The sequence below is a fragment of the Exiguobacterium sp. S3 genome (genome assembly GCF_018617295.1).
Taxonomy (GTDB): Bacteria; Bacillota; Bacilli; order Exiguobacteriales; family Exiguobacteriaceae; genus Exiguobacterium; species Exiguobacterium profundum.
The window spans coordinates 42259-68092 of record NZ_JACSJW010000004.1 but is presented as its reverse complement, the minus strand read 5'-3'; the positions used below and the strand labels follow the sequence as shown (position 1 = coordinate 68092).

The window sequence follows — 25834 nt, the reverse complement described above, 5'->3', positions numbered from 1 at the left end:
TCTAGCCTATGAATCATGAGAACGGATAATGATAGAAGCGCTCACGTTGGAGTAACTCCATGACGTGGGCGTTTTCTGCGTTATCGATCGCACGAAGCAGACCTTCCGTCTGAGACCGGTGGGCAAACAGGGCATCTTTCTTTTGTTCGCTCTCTTCCGTTACATCGACGATGACGTGAGGTTGTCCGAGTTCGTCTTCTGTGCGGCGGTCAAAGGCGACACCTAAGAACTTAGGGCGCGTCTCGCCCATCTCTTGAAGCGCTCGTACGACGGCACGGGCTGTCGCTTCATGGTCCGGGTGGACGGCATATCCTGGATAGAATGAGATGACGGTTTCCGGCTTCACTTCGTCAATCAATGCGCGGAAGCGACCAGCGAGCTCGGCCTCGTCCTCAAATTCGACGGTCTTGTCACGAAGACCCCACATACGCAGGTCCTCGATGCCCATCATGCGACATGCTTCTTCGAGTTCATGTTTTCGAATTTTCGGTAGTTCTTCACGTGTCGTAAAGATTGGAGAACCCATATTACGTCCCATTTCACCGAGCGTCAAACAGACATATGTGACGGGTAGTCCTTTTTGACGATGTTGGATAATCGTTCCGGCCGAGCTGAACGCCTCATCGTCCGGGTGTGGGAATATGACGAGTAACGGTCCATTCATTGATTCTCCACCTCCGATGCGCCTTGTGGGAGCGGCTTGATATCGATGTGCAGCGCACATGCGAGACGACCGAGACGATCGTGACCAGCGAGTAACAACTGTTCTTCGTGCATTTCATAGTCGGTCAATCCCTCGACATAGAGCCAACCGTGATCGAGTTTTAAACCGACACGATAGGGACCATTTCCTTTAATTTGACCGATGCTGTATTCGATTTTGGCATTACGGATAAACATCCCGGCGTTATGAAAGTCTGGGTCATTATGTGTCGCGTAGGCACCGTTCGTCGTCTCGACATGGACGAAAAGTGGTGTCGCGACGTGATTGTCTAAATAGTGCTGAATGTGATCAGGTTGAATCGCTTTCACGTCTGTCCCTCCAATGGAAAGGATGACCCGAAACACGTAGTTCCGGGTCATCTGTTTACGATTGTGTTGCTACTTTTTTACGGTATCCGGTATGGTTCGTCGGTCCAACGTATTGGTTGAGACGGAATGAATGACGAACGGCTTCTGTGATGAACTCTTTTCCGATTTCAATCGCTTCTTCGACCGTGTGACCGTTGGCGAGTGAGGCTGCGATGGCAGAAGAGAACGTACATCCGCCGCCGTGTGTGAACGCAGGCTCGATTTTTTCACTTTCAAGAAGGCGGAATTCGTTTCCGTCGTACAAGACGTCGAATGCTGTATCGAATCCGAGTTTGCCACCGACTTTGACGATGACGATCTCTGCGCCGAGTTCATGGATTAAACGAGCGGCTTCTTTGATTTCGTCCATCGTTGCGGGTGTTTTATCAAGGCCAGCGAGCATACGCGCCTCGAATAAGTTCGGTGTGATGATTTTTGCGACTGGTACGAGGTGTTGACGCATCGCGACCGCAACGTTCGGATCAAGAATCTCATCCGCACCTTTACATGCCATGACCGGATCGACGACGGCATTCTGGATTCCGTATTCTTTAATCTTCCGTGCTGCGAGTTCGATGATTTCAGGTGTCGGGAGCATACCTGTCTTCACTGCATCGACTCCAATTCCAGCGAGCACCGTATCGATTTGTTTCTCGATCAAGGTCGTGTCGATTGGAAAGACTTCGTGATTCCATGCGTTATGTGGGTCTTGTGCCACGATGACAGTCAAAGCTGTCATACCGTATACACCGAGTTCTTCCATCGTTTTGAGGTCGGCTTGGATTCCCGCGCCGCCGCTTGTGTCAGAACCGGCAATCGTTAATGCTTTTTTCATCGTCATAATCGTCCATCCCCTTTGTCTGTTTGGATAGTTTCACTATAACGACTTTTTTGAATTCCGACAAATGCAAGGATTACGAGAAGTGTTCATAACTTTTCAGAAAAAGTATGCAGGATATTCATCATATTTGGGGAATAATAATGAATAGGGTGTAGACCACTTTATTATTGGCTGGGAGGAAAACGCATGTTAGTGCATAGCTTATGTATCCCGAAGAAAGATGTTGTCACCATCAGTGAAAAGGCAACATTGCGGGAAGCGCTTCATACGCTTGAAGAAACAGGATACCGTTGTGTACCTGTTTTAGACGAGACGGGGAAATTTTTCCGCGGTAACATTTACAAGATGCATATTTATCGTCATGGAATGAACGGGGAAAACATGGACGATAATGTGATGACACTCATCAAGAATACACAAAAGTACGTCCATGAGTCAGATGGATTCTTTGAAGTATTTTTCTCAATCAAAGAGTTGCCGTACATTGCTGTATTGAAAGATGAGAGCAATGAATTTTATGGCATTCTTCCCCACGGTAAGATGCTCGGGATGCTCGAAGAAGCATGGAGTCGCGACACGGGTAGTTACGTCTTGACAATCGCCTTGAGCGAACAGGCTGGGGCACTTGAGAAAATCACGAAAATCGTGAACAAATATACATCAATCGCGAGCTTGATGACGCTCGATGCGAAAAGTAAAGTATTGCGACGGGTACTCGTGACACTACCACCAGACTGTGAAGAAGACATGAAAAACAAGGTTGTCTCTAAGCTTGAACAAAAAGGCTTCCGGATTGTCGAAGTTGAGAACTTAAAGAACTAAGTCAAAACCCTTTCACTTGGCGTGAAAGGGTTTTTCGTCGAGTCGTTTTTCCATCCGAATATCGGACCAAAATTGACCGTCCCAGTAGGTGAAGTGCTCGATCCGGCCGATTTCTTGATATCCACATTTCGTATAGAGACGATGGGCCGCATGGTTGAAAGCGAATACGCCAAGTTCCATACGAGGTGTTTGTTTGGCTCGCAATTGCTCTTCTAACAAACGAAGAGCTTCTGTGCCAACGCCTTTTCCGCGACCTACAGATTCGCCGATGACGAAACCGAGCCAAGCTGTACCGGGTTCTTGTCGATATAAATGAGGCGGGTCATACATGACGTTCATTTCTCCGACGAGATGGTCATCTGCATAGATGAGGAAAATATCGTGCGTTAAGAGTCGTTCTTCTAAATCGTCAACCGTCATCTCATAATGGGCGGTCAATTCTTCTTTAGAGCGGCTCGGGCGAATAAGATGGACGATCTCAGGATCGTTATTCCAACAATTGAATGTATCGACGATGTCGCCGGATGCGACTGTTAATGGAACAAGTGAGATATTGATAGGTCATTCTCCTTTCTCGCTTGAACACATTCGATTCAATCGTCAAAATTCCTGCTCTTATACCGGCTTTAATACGTTTAAGTGGCTCGGCAATACTTCAAAGGTGAGCGGTAGCTTGCCGCCTGTGTCCCCGTCAGCATTTACAGGAAGCGCATCAGGCGAGGTCACGTTCACCCGTGACGTACAAAATGAGGTGACGCTATCCGTTTCCTTCAACTTTCCTGTAAAGAGGGCGGGTGTTAATTGAAGTGCGTCCTTTAACCCGAGCTCTTCAAAGATATAGACGTGAAGAAGACCATCATTAAGTCGCGCGTCCGGTTCGAAGTTTTCAAATCCTCCGACCGAGTTCGTCAAGGCGATGACGACGAGATAAGCCACGCCATCAAACTCCCCGTCTTTACTGTCAAGCGCCAACTCATAAGGACTATGTTCACGGAACGCTTTTACACCCTCAATCAAGTAAGCGAACGGTCCCCATTTCGTCTTCTCTTCCACACTTACTTCGTCGACAGCTTCGGCAATGAGCCCGATGGCGATGACGTTCATGAAATAACCGTTCTCATACTTTCCGATATCCATCGGTGTCGGTTCAGCGTCGCGGAGAGCCTCGATTGCTTGTTTAGGGTCACTTGGGACACCGAGTGCACGGGCGAGGTCGTTGACCGTCCCAAGTGGAATGATGCCGAAGTCAGGTCGATGAGTAGCCTCGGCTAGACCGGTCACCGCTTCGTTCAAGGTTCCGTCCCCACCCATCGCAATCACGGCCTGATAGTGCTTTTCTGCCGCTTCACGTGCGAAGTTCGTCGCATCCTGTTCCTTTTCAGTGAAGCGGACATCGACGTGTCCATATCGTTCGCGCAACACCTCTTCGGCATGTGTTGCGTGTTGTTCCCCCAACTCTTTCCCTGAGGATGGATTGACGATTAACATGACTGTGTCCATTCCAACATGTCTCCTTTTCAACTCGAATACTGTCCTTTATTCCCGTCAAAGAAAGCAGATACTCCTAAAAAATCCCCATGTCGATTAGCTATCTCGCTCTAATCTTCAAGGGGATGCGTTGGGCATTCGATTGTTTAATAATGACGGAATGCGGACATATCTAAATGACTTGCTTCCGACTCGTCCACGGCAAGTTCGATGCGCAAATGTTCATTGAACGGGGAGACGAGAGCCCCCATACAGGCGACCGGTTCATGATCGGGGACCGGTGATTTACGTTTCGTTTTGACGAATAAATAGTCCGATCGTTTCAACGTCAATAAGAAACGTTCCACGGCATGCGGTTCACGGGTCACGTTTGGCCAAGGTAAATGATTGAATAATAAAAAGACCGCGCCTTCTTTTTCGAGCGCATAGTCCGGTGCGATGCCTTCCCGATTCAACAAATCGATGACAGCATGCAAAAACTCCCGTTTAATCGTCAATGAAATTTCGTAATACTCACGCATACGGTCCACCCTTTCTTAAAATCACAATACTACCATTCTAAACGTTTCCGACATGGGCGACAATGAAGAAGTTCCTTGACGAAGTATTTTTCCCGGCTTATACTGCATAAGTCCTGCTATACTAGTGATATATGATGAACGAATTGAGGTGAAACCGACATGATTGAATCCCTTGAATTGAAGGCGTGGGTCGTTCTTGCGCGTACGATGGATGCCATCAGTGATCGTGTGAAAGAAGATTTACGACGCCACCAGTTAAATTCAACAGAGTTCGGTGTTTTATCCGTACTGTATAAACGAGGAGACACCCCGTTGCAACAAATTGGGGATCAGATTTTGATTACGAGCGGTAGCGTGACATATGTGATCGATAAGTTGGAGAAGCGAGGGCTGATTGAACGAATCGCCTGCCCGTCTGACCGACGTGTCACATATGCTTCATTGACAGACGATGGAAAGGCGCTCATGGACGTCGTCTATCCGCAACATATTGAAATCTTCAAAGATATATATGGACCGTTAAGTGATGAAGAGACGGAACAATTGATTTCGTTATTGAAACGAGTCGGTTATAACGCAGCGGGCAAATAAAGCCCGTTGCTTTTTTATTCAATATCTTGAAATTAAAATAATTGACGATGAGATATACAGATGATATAGTTCTAACTGTTATTGAAAAATTAGAGATTACACAAATGGAGGATTACACGATGACTAAAGTATTATATGTATCGGCTAACCCGAAACCAACTGAACTTTCATACAGCAAACAAGTGGCAGAAACATTCGTTTCGACACTCCAAGCAGAAAATCCATCGATCGAAGTGGAAGCAATCGAACTCTACGATGTTGATGTTCAAGAAATCGACGGAGATGTGCTCAGTGCATGGGGCAAATTCGCTTCAGGCGAAGCGCTTACTGATGTAGAAGCGAAAAAGGTAGGCACAATGAGCGGCATGCTTGAGAAATTCATGGAAGCGGACCTTTACGTGTTCGCGACTCCAATGTGGAACTTCTTCTTCCCAGCACGTATGAAAATGTTCCTCGATAGCGTGCTCATGGCAGGTAAAACGTTCCGTTACACGGAGCAAGGTCCTGTCGGCTTGCTTGAAAACAAACAAGCGATCCACATCCAAGGGACAGGCGGAATCTACACAGGAACTGACCTTAACTTCGCAGACGCATACCTTCGCCAAGCGCTCGCGTTCGTCGGTGTATCTGAAGTGACGACGGTAGCGGTCGAAGGGATGAACCAATACCCAGATAAAATCGAAGAGATCGTTGCAGACGCGAAAGCGAAAGCTGAAGCACTTGCGAAAGAAGTTGCAGGCGCAGTAACGGTATAACCTAGAGAGACGAGTCGATTGACTCGTCTTTTTGTATGCATTTATTTTGGGTATGATACAAAGGGAAAGGGGAGTATGCAATGGCAGATCAGTTATCGAGTCGACTACTTGGAGATTGGGCGGATATTGTCCAAGAAGAGATGAAACGACCTTATTTTCAACAGTTGAAGCAATTCGTCGACCAAGCTTATGAAGAAACGATCGTTTACCCGGCCCGAGAAGATATTTGGAACGCATTTATTCACACAAAATTTAGTGAAGTGAAGTGCGTCATTTTAGGGCAAGATCCGTACCACGGACCGAATCAAGCGCATGGACTCAGTTTTTCGGTGCAGGACGGGGTTCGTTTCCCACCGTCTCTACGAAACATCTTTCAAGAACTAAAAGATGACGTTGGATGTGATCTCCCGAAGAGTGGCAATCTCGAGAAATGGGCGAAACAAGGCGTCCTTCTCTTAAATACGGCACTGACGGTTGAAGCGGGAAAGGCGGGCTCTCACCGTGGAAAAGGATGGGAACAGTTCACTGATTCCATCATTGAGCGGCTCGGGAGTCGCGAGGAACCGATTGTATTCATCTTGTGGGGAAATGATGCGAAGAAGAAAATGAAATGGATTGGAGACCAACATAAAGTGCTCACGTCGGTACATCCAAGTCCTTTGTCATCCCATCGTGGATTCTTCGGTTCTAAGCCATTCTCCAAAGTAAACGATACATTGAAGGAGTGGGGAAAATCTCCGATTGAGTGGTGTCTCTGACAGTTTGCGAAAATTCGCAGGCTGTTTTTTGTTGACGCTTTTGTTTAGCTTTGGTACAGTAACTAACAAGACGTCACTTTAGTGCTTAAAAGCATATATGCATAACAGCATAACTGCAGAAAAGATAAAGAATTGGATATGTAAGAAAAGCGAAGAAAGAACCGAAGTAGAGACATCTTCCCTGGCCCAGAGAGCGTGTGGTGCTGCGAACACGCCCAAAAGATGAATCGAATTACAGTTCCTGAGCTCTCATCATTGAGCGGTCCCCCGTTATCGGATCAAGCGGCTAGAATTTTTCTAGCAACCAGGGTGGTACCGCGGCTTTGTCGTCCCTATCGATTCAATCGATAGGGATTTTTTGATTTTAAAGGAGGACTTCACATGTTGACACAATCGATTCCGAAACACCTAGCCCCACATATTTCACCGCAGTTCTACAATGAATACACACCAACAGATCATGCCGTTTGGCGTTTCGTGTTGCGGTTGAACTTGCACACGTTAGAAGGGAAGGCGCATCCGTTTTACATCGAAGGATTGAAACGGACGGGAATGGGACCGGATCGATTGCCGAACGTCGAACAGATGACGGATGAGATGCAGGCGGCAGGATGGTCGACGGTCGCAGTGGATGGGCTCATCCCCGGCGTTGCCTTTTTTGACTTCCAAGGAAACGGGATGCTCCCGGTCGCGACAGACATTCGGAAAGTCGAGAATATTTTATACAGTCCAGCCCCTGACATCATTCACGAGGCGGCGGGACATGCGCCAATGTTGATGGACCCGACGTTTTCGGCAATCGTCAAACGCTTCGGTCAATTAGGGGCCAAGGCGTTCATGAACCGAGAAGAACATGCCTCGTTCGCCGCATTGAAACGCTTGACGATTGTGAAGGAGAATGCGAATTCGACTGAACAGGACATCGAGGCGGCGGAGAAAGCCGTACATGAGGCGAAAGCGCAAGTGACTGGCTTTTCTGAAGCACAACAGGTCGCGCGTATCTTTTGGTGGACCGTTGAATTCGGATTGATTGGTGACCTCGACAACCCGATGATTTACGGGGCAGGCCTCTTATCATCGGTAGGAGAGAGCCGTCACTGTCTGACAGATGCGGTCGTCAAACATCCATTCGACTTGGAGCACGCGCTACAGACGAAGCAAGACGTGACAAACATGCAAAAAGAGCTATTCGTTATTCCAAACTTTGAGACGCTCTCTTCTGTCTTAGATGAACTAGAGGGAAGAATGGCGATTCGAAAAGGTGGGATTGAATCTGTGGCGAAAGCGTTGGCGTCAGGAAGTCAATCGACGATTCGACTTGAAGATGGATCAGAACGTGTCGGCATCGTTCGTCACATGACGGAGTCGAAAGAACATACGCTCATTCAATGGGATGAATGTTCAATTGTACAACATGGACAGCTCACACAAAAAGAGCGACACGGGCTACTGATCGCTCATGACACAGAGTCCGCGCTCGATCGCGATGACCTCTTTGAGGACGGGACGAGCATTCGGCAAGCATGTGCATCCGGTGCGCTCGAAGACGTGACGGTTCACCTAGAAGGACGGACGATCTCACTCGACTCGCTAGAAGTACGCGTCGATTCGCTTCCATCAGTTTTCCCAGGAACAACGGTAGACGAGCTGATGATGATTGAAAAACCGGTGATCATCGAACGGGATGAACGTGTATGGACGAACGATGATCCGATGTTCAACCGCATCCATCTCATGCGTGAGAGGGGAGAATCAATCGATGGTCTCATCCCAGAGATTTTAACGAACCACCCTGACGCCTGGTTATTACACATCGAGTGCCTGGAGTTGGTGAAGGATGAAGGACTGAAACAGACATTGATTGAACGTCTTGAAGCATTGCGTCAAACTTCCCCATCCCGAAATGAATTGATTGGTCGCGCGTTCGAACTATTGCGCTAACGAAAAGAGGCGACGTTTTCCACTGTAGGAGAACGTCGCCTCTTTTGCATTATACAGATTGATTTGTCGTTTCACGTAAGAACGTAATCAAACGACGATACGTGGAATTAGCCGCTGGGCGGTCCATTTCGAAGTAATAGTTATGGCCAAGCTCGTGCTCGTTCCGATCATAAAAGACAGTCGTGACATCCGTACGTCCTGAAAGAATCGTTGCAAATTCCTTGGCCTGCTCCTCAAAGGAATGGTCATTCCCGTCCGCGATAAACGTTGGGACGAATGTGGCCGGTACATTGACGAGTGGCGACGCTTCAGCAACGACCGGGAGAGTCTCCCAATTGTATGTGCCGAAGTATGCCCATCCGATTCGTTTGAACAAGAAGCGGTTCACTGACTTCGATGATTCGAGCCATGTGCGCTTCAAGTCGAGCGGTGCAGACAAGAGGATGGCACCGAGGATTGAGGATTTTGGTACGACTTGTCCCACTTCAGCAGAAGGCGAATAGTCGTCATTCAACTGGATCCCGACAAACTGTGCAGCGAGCTGTCCACCATTCGAATCACCTGCAAAGAAGACGCGGTCTAAATCGAGACGGAAGCGGTCATTGTTCTCAGCGATGAACGAGTACGCTTCTTCGATTTGTTTGAGCGGGGTCGGGTACATCACGTCAGGTGCGAGTGCGTAATTGATACTGACGACGTTGTAGCCGTTACTCGCAATTGAAGTGGCGTATTTTAACACATCCGATTTATCCCCACCGACGAATGATCCGCCATGTACCCAAAAAATGGTAGGGACCGTGCGGCTATTTCCTTCATAACGGATCAAATCAAAGGTTCCATTGTCATAAGAAGACAAGTAGTCGATGTCTTTTCGGACAGACGTCTTTTGAACGACTTCCTCGAATCCCTTCATCTCCACTTCGTTTCCCCCCGCAAACGAAGTTTTGATTAAACGTGTGGCTGGTTTCGGTGAGAGGAACACATAAGCCGCTCCTGCGACCGCAGTTCCAATCAATCCGACTCCAGCTCGTTTCAACCCTTTATTCATCTTCCTTCCTCCCTTTCTACAATCAGAAGCTTATTGCGTGAAGAGTACGTCCGCCATGTACGTTTCGATGACATGAGCGATTCCGTCTTCGTTGTTTGATTTTGTGATGAAGTCCGCTTTTCCTTTGACCGTCGTGTTAGCATTTCCCATCGCGACGCCGAGGCCGGCCCATTCAATCATCGTCAAATCATTGTTTCCGTCACCGCAAGCGATGACTTCTTTTTGTGCGATGCCGAGTTGATCTGCTAGGAAGGCGAGACTCGTTCCTTTTGTGACACCGGCTTCAGTAAACTCAAGGAAGAACGGTTTTGAACGGGCTACAGCCAATTTCCCGGCCAATTCTGTTTGTAGCTTCGTTTCGATTGGAGCGAGTGTGTCGCCATCCGCAAGCATCAAACATTTGACGACCGGAGCTGTCACGGCATCTTTAAAGTTGTCGACATGAATGACCGGCATTCCCGTCAATTCACCTTCGATATCCGTATAAGGGTTCGGGCGATCGGTTACGATTTCGTTACCGACGTACGTATGAATCGCGATTCCTTCCCGTTCACTGATATCATGGAGATGGGCGACTGTATCCGGCTGGAGCGTGCTCGAGAAAATCTCCTCGTTTGTCGCACAATCGATGACCGAGGCACCGTTGAACGATAAGATGTAGCTTCCGTATTTCGCAAGTTCTAATTCACGGGCTGCTTCCCACATTGCAAACGTTGGTCGTCCGCTCGCGAGAACGACTTTATAGCCGCGCGCCTGTGCATCGAGAAGTGCTTCTTTTGTCTTAGGGGAAATCGTATGGTCGCTCGTGAGGAGCGTATCATCCATATCCAATACAATCATCTTGTAACTCATAGTAGTAGGGGGTCCTCCTTCAGAATCTAATGACTCCATCCTAAACCTTTTTAAGGTCAATTGACAACCTTGTCGCAAAAACGTAACTATAATGTAGAGAAGTGAACTCTAGAAGAGGTGGAAATCGATATGAATCGAATTTTAGTAGCTGAGGATGAACATGCGATTCGCAGCTTCATTATTGTCAATTTAAAACGAGCCGGATTCGACGTCTTTGAGGCGACGAACGGGCGAGAAGCGGTCACCGCATTTGACCGTGAACCGTTCGATGTCGTCCTATTGGATGTCATGATGCCGGAAATGGACGGATTCGAAGCATGTGCTGCCATTCGTGATCTTGACGAAAATGTAGGGATCATCATGTTGACGGCACGGACGCTCGAAGAAGATAAAATTGAAGGGCTCGGTAAAGGTGCAGACGACTACATCGCCAAACCGTTCAGTCCAGGTGAATTAGTGGCGCGCATCCAAGCGTTGTTGCGCCGTGTCGAAAAAGTGAAACGAAAAGATTCGAAACGCTTGAAGTCGGGACCGTTCGCAATCGACCTCGCCGCAAAACAAGTGACGAAGTATGGACAGTCGATCGATTTGACGCCGACCGAGTATGACTTGATCTGTCATCTCGTCCAAAACGAAGAGATCGTCTTGTCACGTGATGCGCTACTCGATGCTGTATGGGGCGTCAACTATTTCGGTGACCGAAAGACAGTCGACGTCAACATTCGTCGCTTGCGTCAAAAAATTGAAGATGACCCGAGTCATCCGGTCTACATCGAGACGTTGTGGGGTCACGGATATAAATGGCGGAGACATGAGGCATGAAACAACAGTTAGTCATTCGCATGATGATTGTCGTGACGATCGTCTTGCTCTTGCTCGTCAGCATTTTGTCTTACGGGACGTATCGCTACTATTACGAGTATGAGTCGGAAGCGTTACTAGGTCATGCGACAACGAGTGCATATCTATACCCTCAAGCCCAAGTTGGGTTTGAAACGCCGAGCGCCTTTTCAGTCCTCGTCCGAACATTCGGATATCCTGGAACTGATTTGACGATTGTCGACCGGAGCGGTTCGATTGTCAAAACGACGGGACAACGAACAAGGCAGGCCTCTTTCTCTCAAGAACAGTTACAGCAACTGTCGCAAGGAGAGTCCGTCGTGCAGGACTATGACGTCGGGGATGAACATTACTTGTCGGTCACGAGTCCCATTATGACGAACGATACGTCCGAGTTTGCCATCAGTTTCACGCGACCGCTTGAAGACTTGGACACGCTCATTCGCGAAATTTGGATGACGGTCGTCATGATTGGCGTCTTGATCTGGTTGCTCGCCCTATACACCGTCATCAGGATTGCCGATCGCTTCGTCAGACCGATTCGTCACATCATCGAGGCGGCCGATGAGATGGCTCAGGGCGACTTCGATGTATCCGTTGAGTCAAATGAGAAACATGAGCTTGGAGCCTTGGCTCGAACGCTCACGTATTTAGGCGCGAAAGTCCAGCAGCATCAGTCGACACGTAACGAATTCCTCTCGAGTGTATCGCACGAACTCAGAACACCACTCACATCGATTAAGGGATGGACCGAGACGATTCGGGGTGGTGATGAGAAACTATCTGAAGAGACGGAGCTCGGTTTAAGCATCATCCATTCGGAGACAGAGCGCATGATCGGTCTCGTCGAACAGCTTCTCGACTATACAAAAATTGAGGAGAGTCGGTTGGTCTTGTATCGCCAAGAACTGGACCTGGTCTCTTTGTTACGTCAAGTGACTCTGCAATTAAAACAGTCACTTGAAGACAAAAGCATCACACTCATCGAACGCTATCCTCAAAAATCGGTCGGACTATTTGATGAGAATCGTTTGAAACAAGTGTTCTTAAATATCCTAGAGAACGCGATTCGTTTCTCGCCAGACGGAGGAACGTTGACCATCCGCTTCGTGCAATCGGAACGTGTTGCCTTCATCTCGATTATCGATGAAGGTCCCGGCATTTCACGAGAGCATTTGCAGCGCATCACCGAGATGTTCTATCAGGCTCATGTCACAGAAGGTAGTAGCGGGCTTGGACTTGCGATTTCAAAAGAATTGATTGAAGCGCATGAAGGCAAACTCGTCATCGAGAGCGAGGTCGGACACGGAACGACGGTGACCGTCTTATTGCCGCTCGACCCGAGTGAACTACATTAATAGGATTAAACCTCCCGAATTCAGGCTACATATAGATGTATGTAGACTGAGGGAGGTTTTTATAATGGCCAATCAATCTTTGAAGCCGTTAAAAGGAAGTCCGAATGCTGTGTCAACCCAAACTTCAATTGAAGAATTGCGGATGGACCCACTGCCGTATGCGGGCAGTCGCGGGCAATCAATTGAAGCCATTAAGATGGCGATGAATCAGTTGCCACGGGCTGAATTGGTGAAGGAAACAGATGAAGGACTTCATTATGTAGTGACTTCGAAAGTGATGCGATTTAAAGATGATGTCGATTTTTTATTTGATGACGCTACTCAACAAGTCGAGTTTCGATCTGCGTCGCGTGTCGGCTATTCAGACTTTGGCGTGAATCGAAAACGAATGGAAGATGTGAGCGAACGATACCGGAGGTTGATTCGATGAAGGACTATCAGTTGATTGTCATCGGTGGTGGTGCTGCCGGGATGACGGTGGCCGCAGGGGCTGCGAATTTAGGCGCAAAGGTCGCGCTTGTTGAAAAGAACAAACATTTAGGCGGTGACTGTCTGCATGTCGGATGTGTGCCATCGAAAGCGTTGGTTGCCGCTTCAAAAGAAGCGAATGCGATGATGCGCGCGGCCCGAGTTCTCGGAACCGAGTTCAATGGACAAGAGCATTATCAAATGTCAAAAGCGCGTGTCGACAAAGCACGTGCCATTATTCAAGACCATGACGGGACAGAGCGTTTTGAAAAGATTGGCGTCGACGTCTATATCGGAGAAGCCTCGTTCCAAAGCCCGCACGAATTAAAAGTAGGGAACGAGTTATTGATCGGGAAAAAATTTGTCATCTCGACGGGGTCGAAACCGACAGTTCCTCCAATCGATGGACTCGATCAAGTCCCATACTTAACGAACGAAACGGTCTTTGAAGAAGAGACGCTCCCGGAGAGCCTGATTGTCATCGGCGCCGGAACGGTCGGACTTGAATTGGCCCAGTCCTTTGTCCGACTCGGCTCACAAGTGACCGTGCTCGAGGCGCAGGATGATTTCCTACCTAAAGAAGACGAGGACGTCGCCACCTATTTGAAATCTCAACTCGAGATGGCGATGCGCTTGAAAATCGGCGTAAAGGTCAATCGAGTCGATGAGGTCGATGGCCGCATTCGTGTCACGACAGAGGTGAACGGCGAAACGGTCGAATATGAAGCGGACAAACTGCTGATGGCGACAGGTCGCGTTCCCCGAATCGATGCGCTTCGTCTCGACCGGGCGAACGTTCAGGTGACGAAAGGGTATATCGATGTCTCGTCGTCATATCGGACGTCACAATCTCATATCTTTGCGATTGGCGATACGATCAAGACGCTCCCATTCACACACGCCGCTGGAGAAGAAGGGAAGGCGGTTGTCGCGAACGCGCTCTTTGGATTATGGAACAAGGTCGACTATAGTAAGCTCCCGTGGATCACATTCACAGACCCTGAGGTGTTCCACGTCGGGATGACGGAGAGAGAAGCGCGCGAGCGTTACGGTGACGACATTGAGACGTATGAAGCGAAACTGTCCGAAGTGGACCGCTTCATTGCTGAACGTCAAGAAGCGGGCTTTGTCAAAGTGATTACGAAGAAAAATGGAAAAATCATCGGAGCTCATGCAGTCGGTGAATCGGCGGGGGATTGGATGCAAATTGTCGTTTATGCGATGCAACGTGGTGACAAAATCGGGAAGTTGTCCCGTATGATTTACCCGTATCCGTCGCGAAGTGAGGCCGTGAAGAAAGTGACAGACCTTTACTGGCGAAAACGATTGTTCGAAAGCCCACTCACCGAACTGGCGAGACGCTACTTTAAATTGATGCAATAACACAAATCACCCACTCGAACGAGTGGGTGATTGTTAGTTTGGTAAGGTGATGGTTTCAATCATCTTTGGTTCGCCCTCAGAAAGGTCGACGAGTGGTTTGATCAACACCTCGACACGTCGGTTTTTAGAGCGACCTTCTTCTGTATCGTTCGTCGCGATCGGTTTAAACTCACCGTAACTTGCGAGCGTGAATTGAGCCGGGTTCAAGGCATCATTTGCCAAAAGGCCACGCATGAACGCGGTCGCACGTGCCGAACTGAGTTCCCAGTTTGACGGGAAACGTGCTGTATTGATTGGAATGTTATCCGTATGGCCGGAGACGACAATCTCTCGCTTGCCCGCCTTCTCTAAAATTTGACTGATGTTTTGTGCGACGTTACGAGCATCAGCATCGAGAGTCGCCTCTCCTAAGTTGAACAGGGCACGGTCTTGAATCGTCAAGACGAGACCACTTGAATTGATCGTCGCTTTGATTTGGCTTTCGAGACCGTTCTTTTTAATGTATTTGTTTACATCTTCTTTTAACTCGTCAAGTTGAGCCAATTCATACGTCCGTGGGTTGGCGGTCGTATTGGTTTTGTCTGTGCGACTGATGTCACTGTTTGAGGCAGTCGAAGCTTGAAAGACGCTGACGCCTCCAGAGAACACCTGGTTGAAAGACTGTGACATTTTCTCAAGCTTTGTCTGGTCGATGTTACTCGATGCGAATAGTACGATGAAAAGTGCGAGCAACAGTGTCAACAAGTCGGCGTAAGGAATCAGCCAGCCTTCGGGAATATGTTCTTCATGATCATGCTTCTTTTTGCGCTTCATAGTCAGCTCGCTCCTTTGGAGACAAATACACAGACAGTTTATCTTCTAGCGTTTTTGGAGATTCACCACTTTGAATCGATAAAATCCCTTCAATCATCATTTCCTTGATGATGACTTCACTCTTCGAATACTGCTTCAACTTGTTTGCAAACGGGAACCAAAGCACATATCCGGTGAAAATCCCGAAAAGTGTCGCGACGAAGGCCGCAGAAATGGCATGTCCGAGCTTTTCGATATCAGATAAGTCTTTCAAGGCAGCAATCAATCCGATAACGGCTCCGAGTACCCCAAGTGTCGGGGCATATGTCCCGGCTTGAGTGAAGATATCGGCGTTTGCTTTATGACGCTGTTCCATATTTTCGATGTCGCGTGACATGACTTCCGCAATATATTCGGAAGGTTGACCGTCGATGACCATCATCATGCCTTGGCGTAAAAATGGTTCTTCGACTTGTTCAAGTGCCGTTTCGAGGGAGAGGAGTCCCTCTTTTCGGGCTTGGGTCGACAAGTCGACGAATTGCGTGAGCAATCCGGACTTGCTTGGGAGTTCTTGTTTTTTGAACAAGATTTTAAACAGTTTTGGAACATTCTGAAGTTGTTCCTTCGATACAGCGATACTGACAGCCGCGGCTGTACCGACGAAAATGATAACCATTGCGGCAGGGTTGATCAGCGGCGCAACACCTGCTCCTTTTAATAGCATTCCACCGACGAGGGTGAGGAATCCGAGTATGAGTCCGACTAACGTAACGACATCCATGTCTTTGTTTTCCACCTTTCCGAAATAAATCAGGACAAAAAAAGCGAGAGACGCCACTCGTCTCCCGCAACATGCGTTCCCGATGATTAAGCGCCGTTTTCATCAATCAGCATTTGAATGCTGATATTTCGTTCTTCACGCTCTATATCGGTTAATACGTCGTATTTTTTTAACAATGCGTACAATTGATTCACGACTTCTTGCTCGAGTGACCAATTGAGTAACTCTTCTAGCTGAAAATAAAGGTGAGCGGGCATACATTGTGACTGGCGCTCCAACCTTCGTGAGACATCCTCTATCGAATGATCTACCGTACTAGGGTCCACGGTTTCATTCAACCTCCTCAACATTCTTAAAGTCTATCTCCCATAATACCAAAAAATCGAAGAAAGCGTTAGAGATACATTTTCTTGTTGGCATTTATAAAAGCGAGGAGTAACATGGGGCTTAGAATAATAGAAGTGAAGGAGATGTCGTGATGCGGCATAGACTGTCAGCGCGTGAGGTGCGCTTGAAGCGAATCGAGGTACTTTACCGAGTCGTATTTGAAAAACCTGCCCGTTTTATCGCGGGAGGATTTTTACTGGCGATTTTTATCGGGGGCACTCTTTTATATATGCCATTTGCGCAAGAAGAATCGGTTTCTTGGATTGATTGTTTGTTTATCGCAACGTCTGCCGGAACGGTCACTGGACTGTCGACAGTCGACATCGGCTCCTCCTTCACCCTGTTTGGTGAATTGGTCATTGTCGCCCTCATTCAAATCGGGGGTCTCGGGTTTATGACGATCGCCTTGATGTTGCTCAGTGTATTAGGGAAGAAAATCGGATTAAAGCAGCGAATCTTGTTACAGGAATCACTGAATTTAGCGGGGCCGGGAGGAACGGTTCGTCTCGTACGGAACATCGTCTTCACGACGGTCATCGTGCAGTTCATCGGGATGTTGTTTTTGACGTTCGAGTTGTTCAGTACAGAGAACTATTCTTTTGGAAAGGCACTTTATTACGGTTTCTTCCATGCAGTGTCTGCCTTCAATAATGCGGGATTCGCATTATTTCCAGACAGTCTCATGTCATTTGAGCAGAACACAGCCATCATTGTGACCATCGCCATCATGATTATGATTGGAGGTCTTGGCTTCACGACGATTGCCGATACCACGGAAAAGAGAGGCTGGAAACGTCTCGCCCTCCATTCGAAAATCATGATTTTGTCACTCTTGGTCATCAATGGTGTCGCTTGGTTCGTCCTCATGATGTTTGAGTGGGTATCGAACGAAGGGGTATTGTACGGTCGATCCCTCGGTGAGGCGTTACACGTAACGTTCTTCCAAGCCGTGACGACACGGACGGCCGGCTTCAATTCCATTGATATCGCGACCATGGCACCAGCCTCGATCGGTTTGATATTGATTCTGATGTATATCGGGGCAGGGGCGGCTTCGACAGGGTCGGGGATCAAAGTGACGACGCTTGCCGTCATCTTTGCGGATATGTGGGCCTTCATCGCAGGTAAGAAAGAAACGGTCATCATGGAGCGGACGATTGATGCGTTTCAAATCAAAAAGGCGTACGTCGTAGCCATCTCAAGTTTCTTGTTCATTATGATAATCACGACACTCGTCATTTTATCGAATGGCCACATTCCGGCGACTGCCATTTTATTCGAAACGGTCTCGGCGTTTGGGACAGTAGGGTTGTCGCTCGGCATCACAGCGGAATTGAATGATGCCGGGAAGGGGCTGATCATGTTCATGATGCTTCTCGGACGTGTCGGATCGTTGACCATTCTCTTTACCGTCGCACGTCAAGCCGACCGGAAGATTCGCTATCCGAAAGAGAAGATTTTGATTGGTTGAAGATGTATTGTAGGCTGCATTCCTCATGAAGGAGTTGCAGCCTTTTTTGAGGTGTCGTAGTCAAGAGCGACACAGATTTTTGATGGTCTTCATCGTATGCAATAATTGGTATATAATGGGTTAGGGAATGAATCGATAAAGGAGGATTTTGACTTGTTATCTTGGCTCGGTATGACAAAAGGGGAGAAGGTAGGGCGCCCGTTCTTCGGGGATGTGTCGAAACGAGCGGTAACGCTTGTGTTACTCTCCTCGTTGATGTTGATGTATGGTATGAAGTCGCTATTGGTTTACCTGATTCCAACTGCATACTTGGAGGATGCGATCGTTGCGGTTCTTCCTGGTATCGTAGGGCTCCTTGTGGCATTGGTCTATATCCTCGTCCTCGAGCGTCTGCTTCACGATCAAGCGGTGTCTCGTAACGACGCGGATGAGATATAAACAAGTGTACGATGATTCACGGCGTATACTTGTTCATTTAATTTCAATCATAGTTGAAGCCCTGACGAATCAGGGCTTTTTGTGTGCCATATAATAATGGACAATCTCAGGGAGGTAATCCTGGAGGTCTGGACATACGATGCCCGTTCCGTCGAGTGCCCGTATCGTTTGTGTCGTGTCAAAGTGAACAGGATGTTTAAAGTACTCCAATAGTTCGTGAGGAACCTCGAGTCGCTTGGCACCATTCCAAGCAGTAAATGCCGCGTCGGCAACGGCATGAGGAACGGTTCCGCGAGGAGAACGCTGAAACATCGTCTCATGCAACATACGATATACCTCTCGTGCGCCATGTGGGAATGGGTCCGTCAAATGAAATGTCCGCTTCAGGCCGTTTGGAGAATGAGCTAGGAAAGCGGTCGCTTCTACTACATAATCGTACGGAACGAGGTTTACCTCAACATTCGCCCGCCCGATGTAAGGGAGTGGTCGCATCTGCTGGAGTTGTGTCATCAATTGTAAGACGAAATAGACACCGTCGAACTTTTTCGTTTCGCCCGTGCGACTATGTCCGATTACGATCCCAGGACGAATGACGGTGATTGGCATGCCACCCATTTCTCTTGAAACGAGTGCCTCTGCTTCATATTTAGTCGCCTCATAATGATTTTTAAACTGGACCCGATGCCATAATTCATTTTCATAAACCGTCCCACGGCGACGTCCGGCGATATAGGCGGTACTGAAGTACACATAACGCTTCAATTGTTTCGAGCGTTTGGCGAACGCGGTCACATGTTTGGTTCCGAGTATATTGACGCGATAACCGATGTCATAAGGAATACTCAAGTCATATGCGGCGGCGAGATGGAAAATGTAATGTACATCGCGTTCAATGACAGACCGCATAATCGGGTCGAGAATCACTTCGGGTAACGTGATGTCTGCTTCAACAAGGACGAGCTGGTGCGGTGCAAGCGACGTCGTTGACAGTAGCGTATCTCGTAGCTCTTCTGCATCACGTTGTTGGTTCGGAAGATGCAAGGCGTAGATGACTCCGATTTGATGCGGTAACGAAGCGAGGTGTTCAATTAATTTTCCTGCTAAAAAACCAGGGAACCCGGTAAAGGCGTAATTGTTCATGACGTTTCCTCCGCTAAATCTAATGTGAATGTGAAAGTCGATCCTTTTCCGACAGTCGATTCCACTTCGATGCTGCCACCATGTGATTCGATAATTTCTTTACAAATCGACAAACCAAGACCGGTTCCACCAATTTTACGTGTATCCGAATTATCGACCCGATAAAATTTTGTGAACAATTTTTCGAAGGCGTGCTCCGGAATCCCGATACCGAAATCACGAATGGATACATGCGCTTGATTGTGGTCTTGTCGGACCCGTACTTCGATTTCCTGTCTATTCGGGGAATACTTGATCGCATTTGAAATCAAGTTGACGAGAACTTGCTCGATGCGATCGCGGTCGGCAACGAGATGCAAGTCATCATCCGCATTATCGAAATGAATGGTATGATCACTCGTTTCGCGGAAGCGTTCAATCACTTCTAAGACAAGTTCATTCAAAGCGAAATGATCTTGTTTATATTCTTGGTGACCATCTTCCATGCGTTGGATGTCCAAAAAGTCGTTGAGTAGGGCGGTCAATCGTTTCGCTTCCCGCGACATCGTCTTCAAGAAGCGCTCTCGTTTTTCAGGCGTCAAATCTCGAGCGAGCATCAATTCAATATATCCCGATAATGAGGAAAGAGGAGTTCTTAGTTCATGTGAGACCGTGCTCACCAGTTCATTTTTAATCTGGTCCATCCGCTCTTCCTCGGTTCGGTTACGGAACACAAACAAGAATCCACTATCCATACCGATTTGTCGTTTTGTATCCATCGTCGTTCCATACATCTCATAGTATTCTTCATCTCGATCGTTTGGCTGTGGGATGGAGAAACGCATCGATACTTCACGCGCTGTCCCATCGAGAAGTTGATCCATCTTTCGTAGCATCTCGCTCCTGTCACGAGGACGGAACGTGGAGAGGAGCGGGATACGCTCCTGAATTTTGTTTGGAGCGATGCCCGGTAAGTCCATGAGTCGTCTTGCGTGGACGTTCATGAACAAGACACTCCCGTTCGATTCGGTCAAAACGAACGCTTCATTCGATGCTTGTAAGATTGACTGGATGATATCGCGCTGACGGGCGATGGCATTTTTTTCACGTTCGAGCATACGCTCTACTTTTTTACGGTCGCTGATATCACGCATGACCGCGACTCGTAACGTTTGCCCTTGGTATGTCACTTCTTTCGGATACACTTCTAGTTCTAAGAACGTTCCATCTTGCCGACGACCAATCACTTCGTATGGCGTTTGAATGTGATTGCGAATGCGTCGCAACACATCGGCCCGGTACCCTTCCGCGATAAACTCGATCGTCTGGCGTCCCATCATTTGCTCTGCAGGGATTTTAAAGATGGATTCCGCTGCCTTGTTCGCATCGAGAATCATCCCATCTTCATGGAACAGAACGGCTTCGATGACCGATTCGGCAAACATGCGATAACGCTGTTCCTTATAACGGAGCTCACGTTTCAACTCAATCTCGGAACTCACATCAAATACGAAGAAAAAGAAGCCGATGAGTTGCTCTTGCTCATAAACGGGATGCATGAACAATTTGCCGATGAAATGTGTCCGATCTTTACATTGAAACTTCCATTCCCGGTCTCCTTTGTCGAGTGCGAGGCGCAACATTTGTTCGAACGATAGCAACCGTTCCGTCTCGTCTTGATAAGCAGAGCGCTTTTCACTTAATTCTCTCGATTCAAATAAAGCGAACGGTGTCATTTCGTAAAGCACTTCATGGGGCGCATAGCCAAACAGTTCCGTGGCCCCCTGATTGAAACGAGTAATCAACAGATTCGCATCCGTCATGATCATCGCCATGTCGAGTTCAGTATGCATCATCGCCTCAAAAGCGTTGTGTTGAATCGTCACGCGTGTATCATGGGGCAATGGCTCAATGGAGAGGATATATTGATTTTCCCACGGAATGGCGTGTACTCGCATCGTTGGCAGTTCATACATCCAAGGCAGTCCTTGTTCCATCCGACGAGACAATTCCATCGTAATCGGTGACTGATTGACCATATGGAAAAGGTTCGAACGTCTCTGTAGATTCTCAGGAAACTGCTCGAGAAACGGACGGTTTGCCTGAACGATTGTTCCATCTTTCTGTATTAACGCAACTCCGTAAGGTAATGCATGTAGTAACTCACTTTGGAGATTGGCATGATTCTCCATGGACAGTCATCCCTCCTTCGCGGTGTCAGACGAGCACATCTTCTATATCATTCGACAGATCCCCCTTTCATTTCCTGCCCTCAAAACGGTAAAGTGAGGGAGAGGAATTGGAAAGGAAAGATGAGCATGATTGGATTACTCATTGGGATCATCGGTGCCATATGTTTATGGTGGTTCGAGGCACCGCTTTGGAGCAGCGTACTGCTTCTCTTGTTTGGAATTGCATGGTTTATATGGAAAGTAAGGCTGTCGACCATCGACCGCATTGATCGGATGGATGGTCGGGAGTTTGAATTATTTTTAGAGGAAGTGTTCACCGCGCTTGGTTACACGGTCACGGTGACTCCAGCATCACGTGACTTTGGTGCTGACTTGTTATTGGAGACACCGGATGGATGGTCGATTGCCGTTCAAGCAAAGCGTTATGAAAAGACGGTCGGACTCGAAGCGGTTCAACAAATTGCAGCGGCCGTTCCCTATTATCAAGCACACGAAGGCTGGGTCGTGACGAACTCGAATTTCACGGACAGCGCATACGAATTGGCAGCGCCAAATCAAGTTCGTCTGATTGCAAGAATGGAGCTTGAAGAACTCTTAAAAGAAGCGGGATATAAGCGATGAGAATAGGCTTGTTCACAAGTTCGACAGAATCCAAATGATGTCGAAAAAAAAGGGTTGTCTTTTTCTTTAAACGATGCAATAATCATCTTCGTCATATGAAATATGTAGTAGTTGAAACGAGATAAAAACTACACAGAGAAACGATTGGGGTTTTCAGTAATACCCGACCGTACACATACAAACAATCACGGTTGGAACGTGCTAGGAGGAAAAAGCGGTGCGCAAATTAATTTATGTAAAAGGTTGCGTCTTTACACAAGGTGAGGCGACCATTTATGACGAGACAAATGATGCGATCGGATCTGTTCACCGCGACGCGGAAGGCAGTGTCCAAGTGCACAATTTGTCTGGACGACAGATCGCTCATGGGAAATACATCCCAAACTGCCAAAAATGGGTCGTGATGAACCATGATGGACAGGCGATTGGTCAATTGAAAGACAAGTTCTCGTTATTCGGGAAAAAGTGTGAGTACAACGTCTATGAACGCGGACTCTTCACGATTCAATATGATGTGGAACGTCACAAGTTTAGCGTTCGCGACAAAGCAGGTAAACTTGTCGCGGAACTACGGAAACAAGAAGACGATACGTTCTGCTTAACGAAAGAAGCCGATCAGTTATCGATGTTCGAACTCCTTTCCGTCTTAAAGACGTTAACGGTCAAATCACGGATGCCGCTCGCAGCATCTGTCTCATAACGATGACGAGCACCGGTCAAGAGACCGGTGTTTTTTGATACGAAAAAACCGTCTCATCAAATGAAACGGTTCAAATAGTGCTTGGCCTCGAGTTCGAGTGTCGTCACCCGATGTGCGTATAGACAAAGCTTCAAGACGTGAATGATATTTGGATGTTCATAGTTCATCTTTTCGAGCGAACGCTTCGCCCGTGTATCGAGAAGGTCGATCGGGCTTGTTGACTTCGCATACTCCGCGTAAAGTCGATAAAAATCAATCGGTTTGATGAAGTCGTCTTCGTCCCGGTCAGGGTTGTTGAAGATGAGCGCCAACAAGGAACTCGTCTCTTCGAGGGAAAAAAGGTGTTTCAAGTCATCAAGGAGATAAATGATTGCCGCTTGATGCAAGGAATACTTTTTACCGATTCGTGGGACACCGATGATTTTACGAACTTCACGCTTCGTCCAGTTTTGAATCGTCGTCGCAGAGAGATGCTCTCCGGTCAGTGCGTTAGCGAGAGCGACGATTTGGTTAATCGATAAGCCGTTCTTTTCAATATGAAACAAGTGGATTTTTCGAAGCTCTTTTGGGAAATGTTCACGCACGTCTTCAGGGAAGAGGGCGATGGCTCGCTCGATTTCTCCGACCTGCATAAAATGAAGGCAATCTGCCAAAGTTTGAATTGAAGTTGCGTCGCGCATACGGCCACCCTTTCTATCGCCAACAGCGTACGTTGGCTATACAGTCATTTGACCTCATTCTACCAAATGTTTGAAAAGTAAGCTAGGATGGGCACTGATTAAGGTATAATGACGGTATCATACACACTCTATATATGAAGGTGGTCAAGCAATGAATGAATGGATTAGTTCGATTCTTTCCATTGTAGTCGTCCTCGTGTTTCTCGTGGGTCTCGAACACGTCGGGAAGCGTCTGGGATGGACGGATGAAACGATTCGAAAAAGTGTACATATCGCAGTCGGGCATTGGTCGTTATTAGCAGTTTGGTTAATGGATTCATGGTACGTCGCGGCAGTCCCGCTCATTTTCTTCACATTTGCGAATGCGGTCCTGTTATATAAAAGCCCGTCACCGGTGCATCAAACGGAACGAAAATCATTCGGGACTGTATACTATCCGATTGCATTGCTCATTATCTTATACTTCTTCTTCGAGTCCGAGCCGATCGCATTTTTAGCCGGATCACTCGTGCTCGCCTGGGGGGATGGAATGGCTGCACTCATCGGACGCAAATATGGGACGGTCATCTATGATTTATATGGACAAAAGCGTTCTTTCCAAGGAAGCATTGCCATGTTTCTAAGCTCATATGCTGTCTTATTTTTATTGTTTTTGTGGAATGATGTCGTCCTTTGGCAAGTGGTAACATATGGGTTTATCATTTCCATCATCGCTACACTAACTGAAGCGATTTCATATCGAGATTGGGATAACTTTACAATTCCAATCATTGTTGCCATTGCGACATCACTATTGCTATAAACTAATCATGAATTTGTAAGAAAAACGTTGCTTGTCACGTCCAATAATCATTTGTATACTGTGATTCGTACTGAAACCATTCAGTGACGTGCTCGGAACGAATGAAGTGGGACCGAGACACTGATTAAATAGAACATAAAGGATTGAGTGAACGCATGAGCTTTTTACAGCAACTTCAAATGATCATTCCGGCCGAGCGCGTCCTTCAAGACGAGCCATTGTCGGCACACACGTATACAAAACTAGGGGGCAAAGCAGATTACTTCGTGGCTCCACACACGTACGAAGAAGTGCAGGCCGTCTTAAAACTGGCCCACCAAGAAGCGATGCCGTTTATGATTCTTGGCTTCGGTTCAAACTTGATCGTCCGCGATGGCGGCATCCGTGGAATCGTTTTGAACTTGAATGAACTCGACTCGATTCGTCGGGAAGGGAATCAAATAATTGCCCAGGCAGGAGCAGCGATTATCGACGTCTCACGTCAAGCACTGGCAGAGGGATTATCGGGCCTCGAGTTCGCATGTGGGATCCCTGGGACGGTCGGTGGTGCCGTCTACATGAACGCAGGTGCATACGGCGGAGAAACGAAAGACGTCATCACATCTGCGACGGTATTGACGCAGGATGGTCAAGTACTTCATTTATCTAAAGACGAACTCGATCTTGACTATCGAACGAGCCGTGTCTCAAAAGAGGGCTTGATCGTACTCGAGGCAACGTTCGAACTAGAACCGAAAAACTATGAATTAATCAAAGAAGTCATGGACGACTTGACGTATAAACGTGAATCGAAACAACCGCTTGAATACCCTTCGTGTGGTAGTGTGTTCAAACGTCCGCCTGGCTATTTTGCCGGCAAGTTGATTCAAGACTCTGGACTGCAAGGCAAACGCATCGGAGGAGCGGAAGTCTCGCTCAAGCATGCTGGGTTCATCGTCAATATCGATGAGGCGACGGCGACAGAGTACATTTCACTCATCCGTCACGTCCAGGTGACCGTTAAAGAGAAATTTGAAGTGGAATTAGAGCCGGAAGTGAAAATCATCGGGGAAGATATCGCCGTTGAGAACGCATAACGCATAACGCATAATTAAAGAAGGAATCGGACGATGGC

The 25834-nt window shown here is 47.6% G+C and carries 29 protein-coding genes and 1 other annotated feature; of the genes, 15 read left to right on the top strand and 14 right to left on the bottom strand.

All coding sequences use genetic code 11. The annotated features are described in order from the left end of the window. Positions 1 to 13 precede the first annotated feature (13 nt). Genes bshB2 through pdxK form a run of 3 tightly spaced genes read right to left on the bottom strand, consistent with a single transcriptional unit; the run spans position 14 to position 1912 of the window. Complete coding sequence (gene bshB2, locus KNO65_RS11280) at positions 14 to 664, bottom strand: bacillithiol biosynthesis deacetylase BshB2 (RefSeq protein ID WP_074034954.1); 651 nt, start codon at positions 662 to 664, stop codon at positions 14 to 16. Continuing rightward, on the bottom strand, positions 661 to 1032 hold the full coding sequence (locus tag KNO65_RS11275) for a YojF family protein (protein ID WP_074034952.1): 372 nt from the start codon (positions 1030 to 1032) through the stop codon (positions 661 to 663). Before KNO65_RS11275 ends, bshB2 begins: the two co-directional genes overlap by 4 nt. A gap of 55 nt (positions 1033 to 1087) precedes the next feature. After that, positions 1088 to 1912 (bottom strand): pyridoxine/pyridoxal/pyridoxamine kinase, encoded by an 825-nt coding sequence (pdxK, locus tag KNO65_RS11270; RefSeq protein ID WP_015880484.1) that lies wholly within the window; start codon positions 1910 to 1912, stop codon positions 1088 to 1090. A 186-nt stretch (positions 1913 to 2098) separates the two neighbouring features. Between pdxK and cbpA the strand changes: the two genes are divergently transcribed. After that, positions 2099 to 2734, top strand: a complete 636-nt coding sequence (gene cbpA / locus KNO65_RS11265; RefSeq protein WP_031424393.1) for a cyclic di-AMP binding protein CbpA — start codon at positions 2099 to 2101, stop codon at positions 2732 to 2734. 12 nt (positions 2735 to 2746) lie between these two features. On the opposite strand, the gene KNO65_RS11260 is transcribed toward cbpA, so the two are convergent. The 3 genes from KNO65_RS11260 to KNO65_RS11250 form a co-directional block, all read right to left on the bottom strand. Further along, entirely contained in the window at positions 2747 to 3286 is a 540-nt protein-coding gene (locus tag KNO65_RS11260; RefSeq protein ID WP_353047433.1) for a GNAT family N-acetyltransferase, read from the bottom strand. Positions 3287 to 3349: 63 nt separating this feature from the next. Continuing rightward, the gene (locus tag KNO65_RS11255) at positions 3350 to 4234 is read right to left on the bottom strand and encodes a diacylglycerol/lipid kinase family protein (protein ID WP_214784244.1); all 885 of its coding nucleotides are present in this window, start codon (positions 4232 to 4234) and stop codon (positions 3350 to 3352) included. A gap of 134 nt (positions 4235 to 4368) precedes the next feature. Then, positions 4369 to 4743, bottom strand: a complete 375-nt coding sequence (locus KNO65_RS11250; protein WP_015880488.1) for a hypothetical protein — start codon at positions 4741 to 4743, stop codon at positions 4369 to 4371. Positions 4744 to 4902: 159 nt separating this feature from the next. On the opposite strand from KNO65_RS11250, the gene KNO65_RS11245 reads away from it, so the two are divergent. The 4 genes from KNO65_RS11245 to KNO65_RS11230 all read left to right on the top strand — a co-directional run bounded on the left by KNO65_RS11245 (position 4903) and on the right by KNO65_RS11230 (position 8788). Beyond that, a complete protein-coding gene (locus tag KNO65_RS11245) occupies positions 4903 to 5334 on the top strand; it encodes a MarR family winged helix-turn-helix transcriptional regulator (RefSeq protein ID WP_047795835.1) in 432 nt (143 codons plus the stop codon). Between the two features lie 119 nt (positions 5335 to 5453). Then, the gene (locus KNO65_RS11240; protein ID WP_078146124.1) at positions 5454 to 6089 is read left to right on the top strand and encodes an FMN-dependent NADH-azoreductase; all 636 of its coding nucleotides are present in this window, start codon (positions 5454 to 5456) and stop codon (positions 6087 to 6089) included. Between the two features lie 80 nt (positions 6090 to 6169). Beyond that, the gene (locus KNO65_RS11235; protein WP_214784241.1) at positions 6170 to 6847 is read left to right on the top strand and encodes a uracil-DNA glycosylase; all 678 of its coding nucleotides are present in this window, start codon (positions 6170 to 6172) and stop codon (positions 6845 to 6847) included. Positions 6848 to 6990: 143 nt separating this feature from the next. Next, positions 6991 to 7184 (top strand) — a binding site (T-box leader). A gap of 44 nt (positions 7185 to 7228) precedes the next feature. Next, positions 7229 to 8788 carry an aromatic amino acid hydroxylase gene (locus tag KNO65_RS11230; protein WP_214784238.1) on the top strand — a complete coding sequence of 520 codons (1560 nt, stop codon included), beginning with the start codon at positions 7229 to 7231 and terminating at the stop codon, positions 8786 to 8788. A 49-nt stretch (positions 8789 to 8837) separates the two neighbouring features. Here KNO65_RS11230 and KNO65_RS11225 read toward each other — a convergent pair whose 3' ends face one another. Both KNO65_RS11225 and KNO65_RS11220 read right to left on the bottom strand, forming a co-directional pair. Further along, entirely contained in the window at positions 8838 to 9836 is a 999-nt protein-coding gene (locus KNO65_RS11225; RefSeq protein ID WP_214784235.1) for an alpha/beta hydrolase, read from the bottom strand. Positions 9837 to 9866: 30 nt separating this feature from the next. Beyond that, positions 9867 to 10688: a Cof-type HAD-IIB family hydrolase gene (locus KNO65_RS11220; protein ID WP_214784232.1), complete on the bottom strand. Its 822-nt coding sequence runs from the start codon at positions 10686 to 10688 to the stop codon at positions 9867 to 9869. Between the two features lie 129 nt (positions 10689 to 10817). Here KNO65_RS11220 and KNO65_RS11215 point away from each other — a divergent pair, with 129 nt between their 5' ends. The 4 genes from KNO65_RS11215 (at position 10818) to KNO65_RS11200 (ending at position 14737) form a co-directional block, all read left to right on the top strand. Further along, a complete protein-coding gene (locus KNO65_RS11215; protein ID WP_015880495.1) occupies positions 10818 to 11510 on the top strand; it encodes a response regulator transcription factor in 693 nt (230 codons plus the stop codon). Continuing rightward, positions 11507 to 12886: a sensor histidine kinase gene (locus tag KNO65_RS11210; RefSeq protein ID WP_214691309.1), complete on the top strand. Its 1380-nt coding sequence runs from the start codon at positions 11507 to 11509 to the stop codon at positions 12884 to 12886. The genes KNO65_RS11215 and KNO65_RS11210 overlap by 4 nt, the downstream gene beginning before the upstream one ends. A gap of 64 nt (positions 12887 to 12950) precedes the next feature. Further along, entirely contained in the window at positions 12951 to 13316 is a 366-nt protein-coding gene (locus KNO65_RS11205) for a DUF1499 domain-containing protein (protein ID WP_159563348.1), read from the top strand. After that, positions 13313 to 14737 (top strand): dihydrolipoyl dehydrogenase family protein, encoded by a 1425-nt coding sequence (locus KNO65_RS11200; RefSeq protein WP_214784228.1) that lies wholly within the window; start codon positions 13313 to 13315, stop codon positions 14735 to 14737. The genes KNO65_RS11205 and KNO65_RS11200 overlap by 4 nt, the downstream gene beginning before the upstream one ends. A 33-nt stretch (positions 14738 to 14770) precedes the next feature. Here KNO65_RS11200 and KNO65_RS11195 read toward each other — a convergent pair whose 3' ends face one another. From KNO65_RS11195 to KNO65_RS11185, 3 genes are all read right to left on the bottom strand, one after another. After that, entirely contained in the window at positions 14771 to 15550 is a 780-nt protein-coding gene (locus tag KNO65_RS11195; RefSeq protein WP_074034931.1) for a flagellar motor protein MotB, read from the bottom strand. After that, positions 15528 to 16310, bottom strand: a complete 783-nt coding sequence (motA, locus tag KNO65_RS11190) for a flagellar motor stator protein MotA (protein ID WP_015880500.1) — start codon at positions 16308 to 16310, stop codon at positions 15528 to 15530. Before motA ends, KNO65_RS11195 begins: the two co-directional genes overlap by 23 nt. Before the next feature lie 86 nt (positions 16311 to 16396). Then, positions 16397 to 16588 (bottom strand): hypothetical protein, encoded by a 192-nt coding sequence (locus tag KNO65_RS11185; protein ID WP_224862903.1) that lies wholly within the window; start codon positions 16586 to 16588, stop codon positions 16397 to 16399. A 200-nt stretch (positions 16589 to 16788) separates the two neighbouring features. Between KNO65_RS11185 and KNO65_RS11180 the strand changes: the two genes are divergently transcribed. Both KNO65_RS11180 and KNO65_RS11175 read left to right on the top strand, forming a co-directional pair. Continuing rightward, a complete protein-coding gene (locus tag KNO65_RS11180; RefSeq protein WP_078146130.1) occupies positions 16789 to 18168 on the top strand; it encodes a TrkH family potassium uptake protein in 1380 nt (459 codons plus the stop codon). 153 nt (positions 18169 to 18321) lie between these two features. Next, positions 18322 to 18606 (top strand): hypothetical protein, encoded by a 285-nt coding sequence (locus KNO65_RS11175; protein ID WP_214784225.1) that lies wholly within the window; start codon positions 18322 to 18324, stop codon positions 18604 to 18606. 69 nt (positions 18607 to 18675) lie between these two features. On the opposite strand, the gene KNO65_RS11170 is transcribed toward KNO65_RS11175, so the two are convergent. After that, positions 18676 to 19746: an SDR family oxidoreductase gene (locus KNO65_RS11170; RefSeq protein WP_159563352.1), complete on the bottom strand. Its 1071-nt coding sequence runs from the start codon at positions 19744 to 19746 to the stop codon at positions 18676 to 18678. Next, positions 19743 to 21917: a PAS domain-containing sensor histidine kinase gene (locus tag KNO65_RS11165; protein WP_214691306.1), complete on the bottom strand. Its 2175-nt coding sequence runs from the start codon at positions 21915 to 21917 to the stop codon at positions 19743 to 19745. Before KNO65_RS11165 ends, KNO65_RS11170 begins: the two co-directional genes overlap by 4 nt. Positions 21918 to 22043: 126 nt before the next feature. Between KNO65_RS11165 and KNO65_RS11160 the strand changes: the two genes are divergently transcribed. Beyond that, on the top strand, positions 22044 to 22538 hold the full coding sequence (locus KNO65_RS11160; protein WP_214784222.1) for a restriction endonuclease: 495 nt from the start codon (positions 22044 to 22046) through the stop codon (positions 22536 to 22538). A gap of 217 nt (positions 22539 to 22755) precedes the next feature. After that, a complete protein-coding gene (locus KNO65_RS11155) occupies positions 22756 to 23238 on the top strand; it encodes an LURP-one-related family protein (RefSeq protein ID WP_015880506.1) in 483 nt (160 codons plus the stop codon). A 56-nt stretch (positions 23239 to 23294) separates the two neighbouring features. Here the strand turns inward: KNO65_RS11155 and KNO65_RS11150 are convergent, their stop codons facing one another. Then, on the bottom strand, positions 23295 to 23918 hold the full coding sequence (locus KNO65_RS11150; RefSeq protein ID WP_015880507.1) for a DUF1836 domain-containing protein: 624 nt from the start codon (positions 23916 to 23918) through the stop codon (positions 23295 to 23297). 151 nt (positions 23919 to 24069) lie between these two features. Here KNO65_RS11150 and KNO65_RS11145 point away from each other — a divergent pair, with 151 nt between their 5' ends. Next, on the top strand, positions 24070 to 24720 hold the full coding sequence (locus KNO65_RS11145) for a diacylglycerol/polyprenol kinase family protein (RefSeq protein WP_214691305.1): 651 nt from the start codon (positions 24070 to 24072) through the stop codon (positions 24718 to 24720). Positions 24721 to 24875: 155 nt separating this feature from the next. Then, positions 24876 to 25796 (top strand): UDP-N-acetylmuramate dehydrogenase, encoded by a 921-nt coding sequence (murB, locus tag KNO65_RS11140; protein ID WP_214784219.1) that lies wholly within the window; start codon positions 24876 to 24878, stop codon positions 25794 to 25796. Positions 25797 to 25834: the final 38 nt, after the last annotated feature.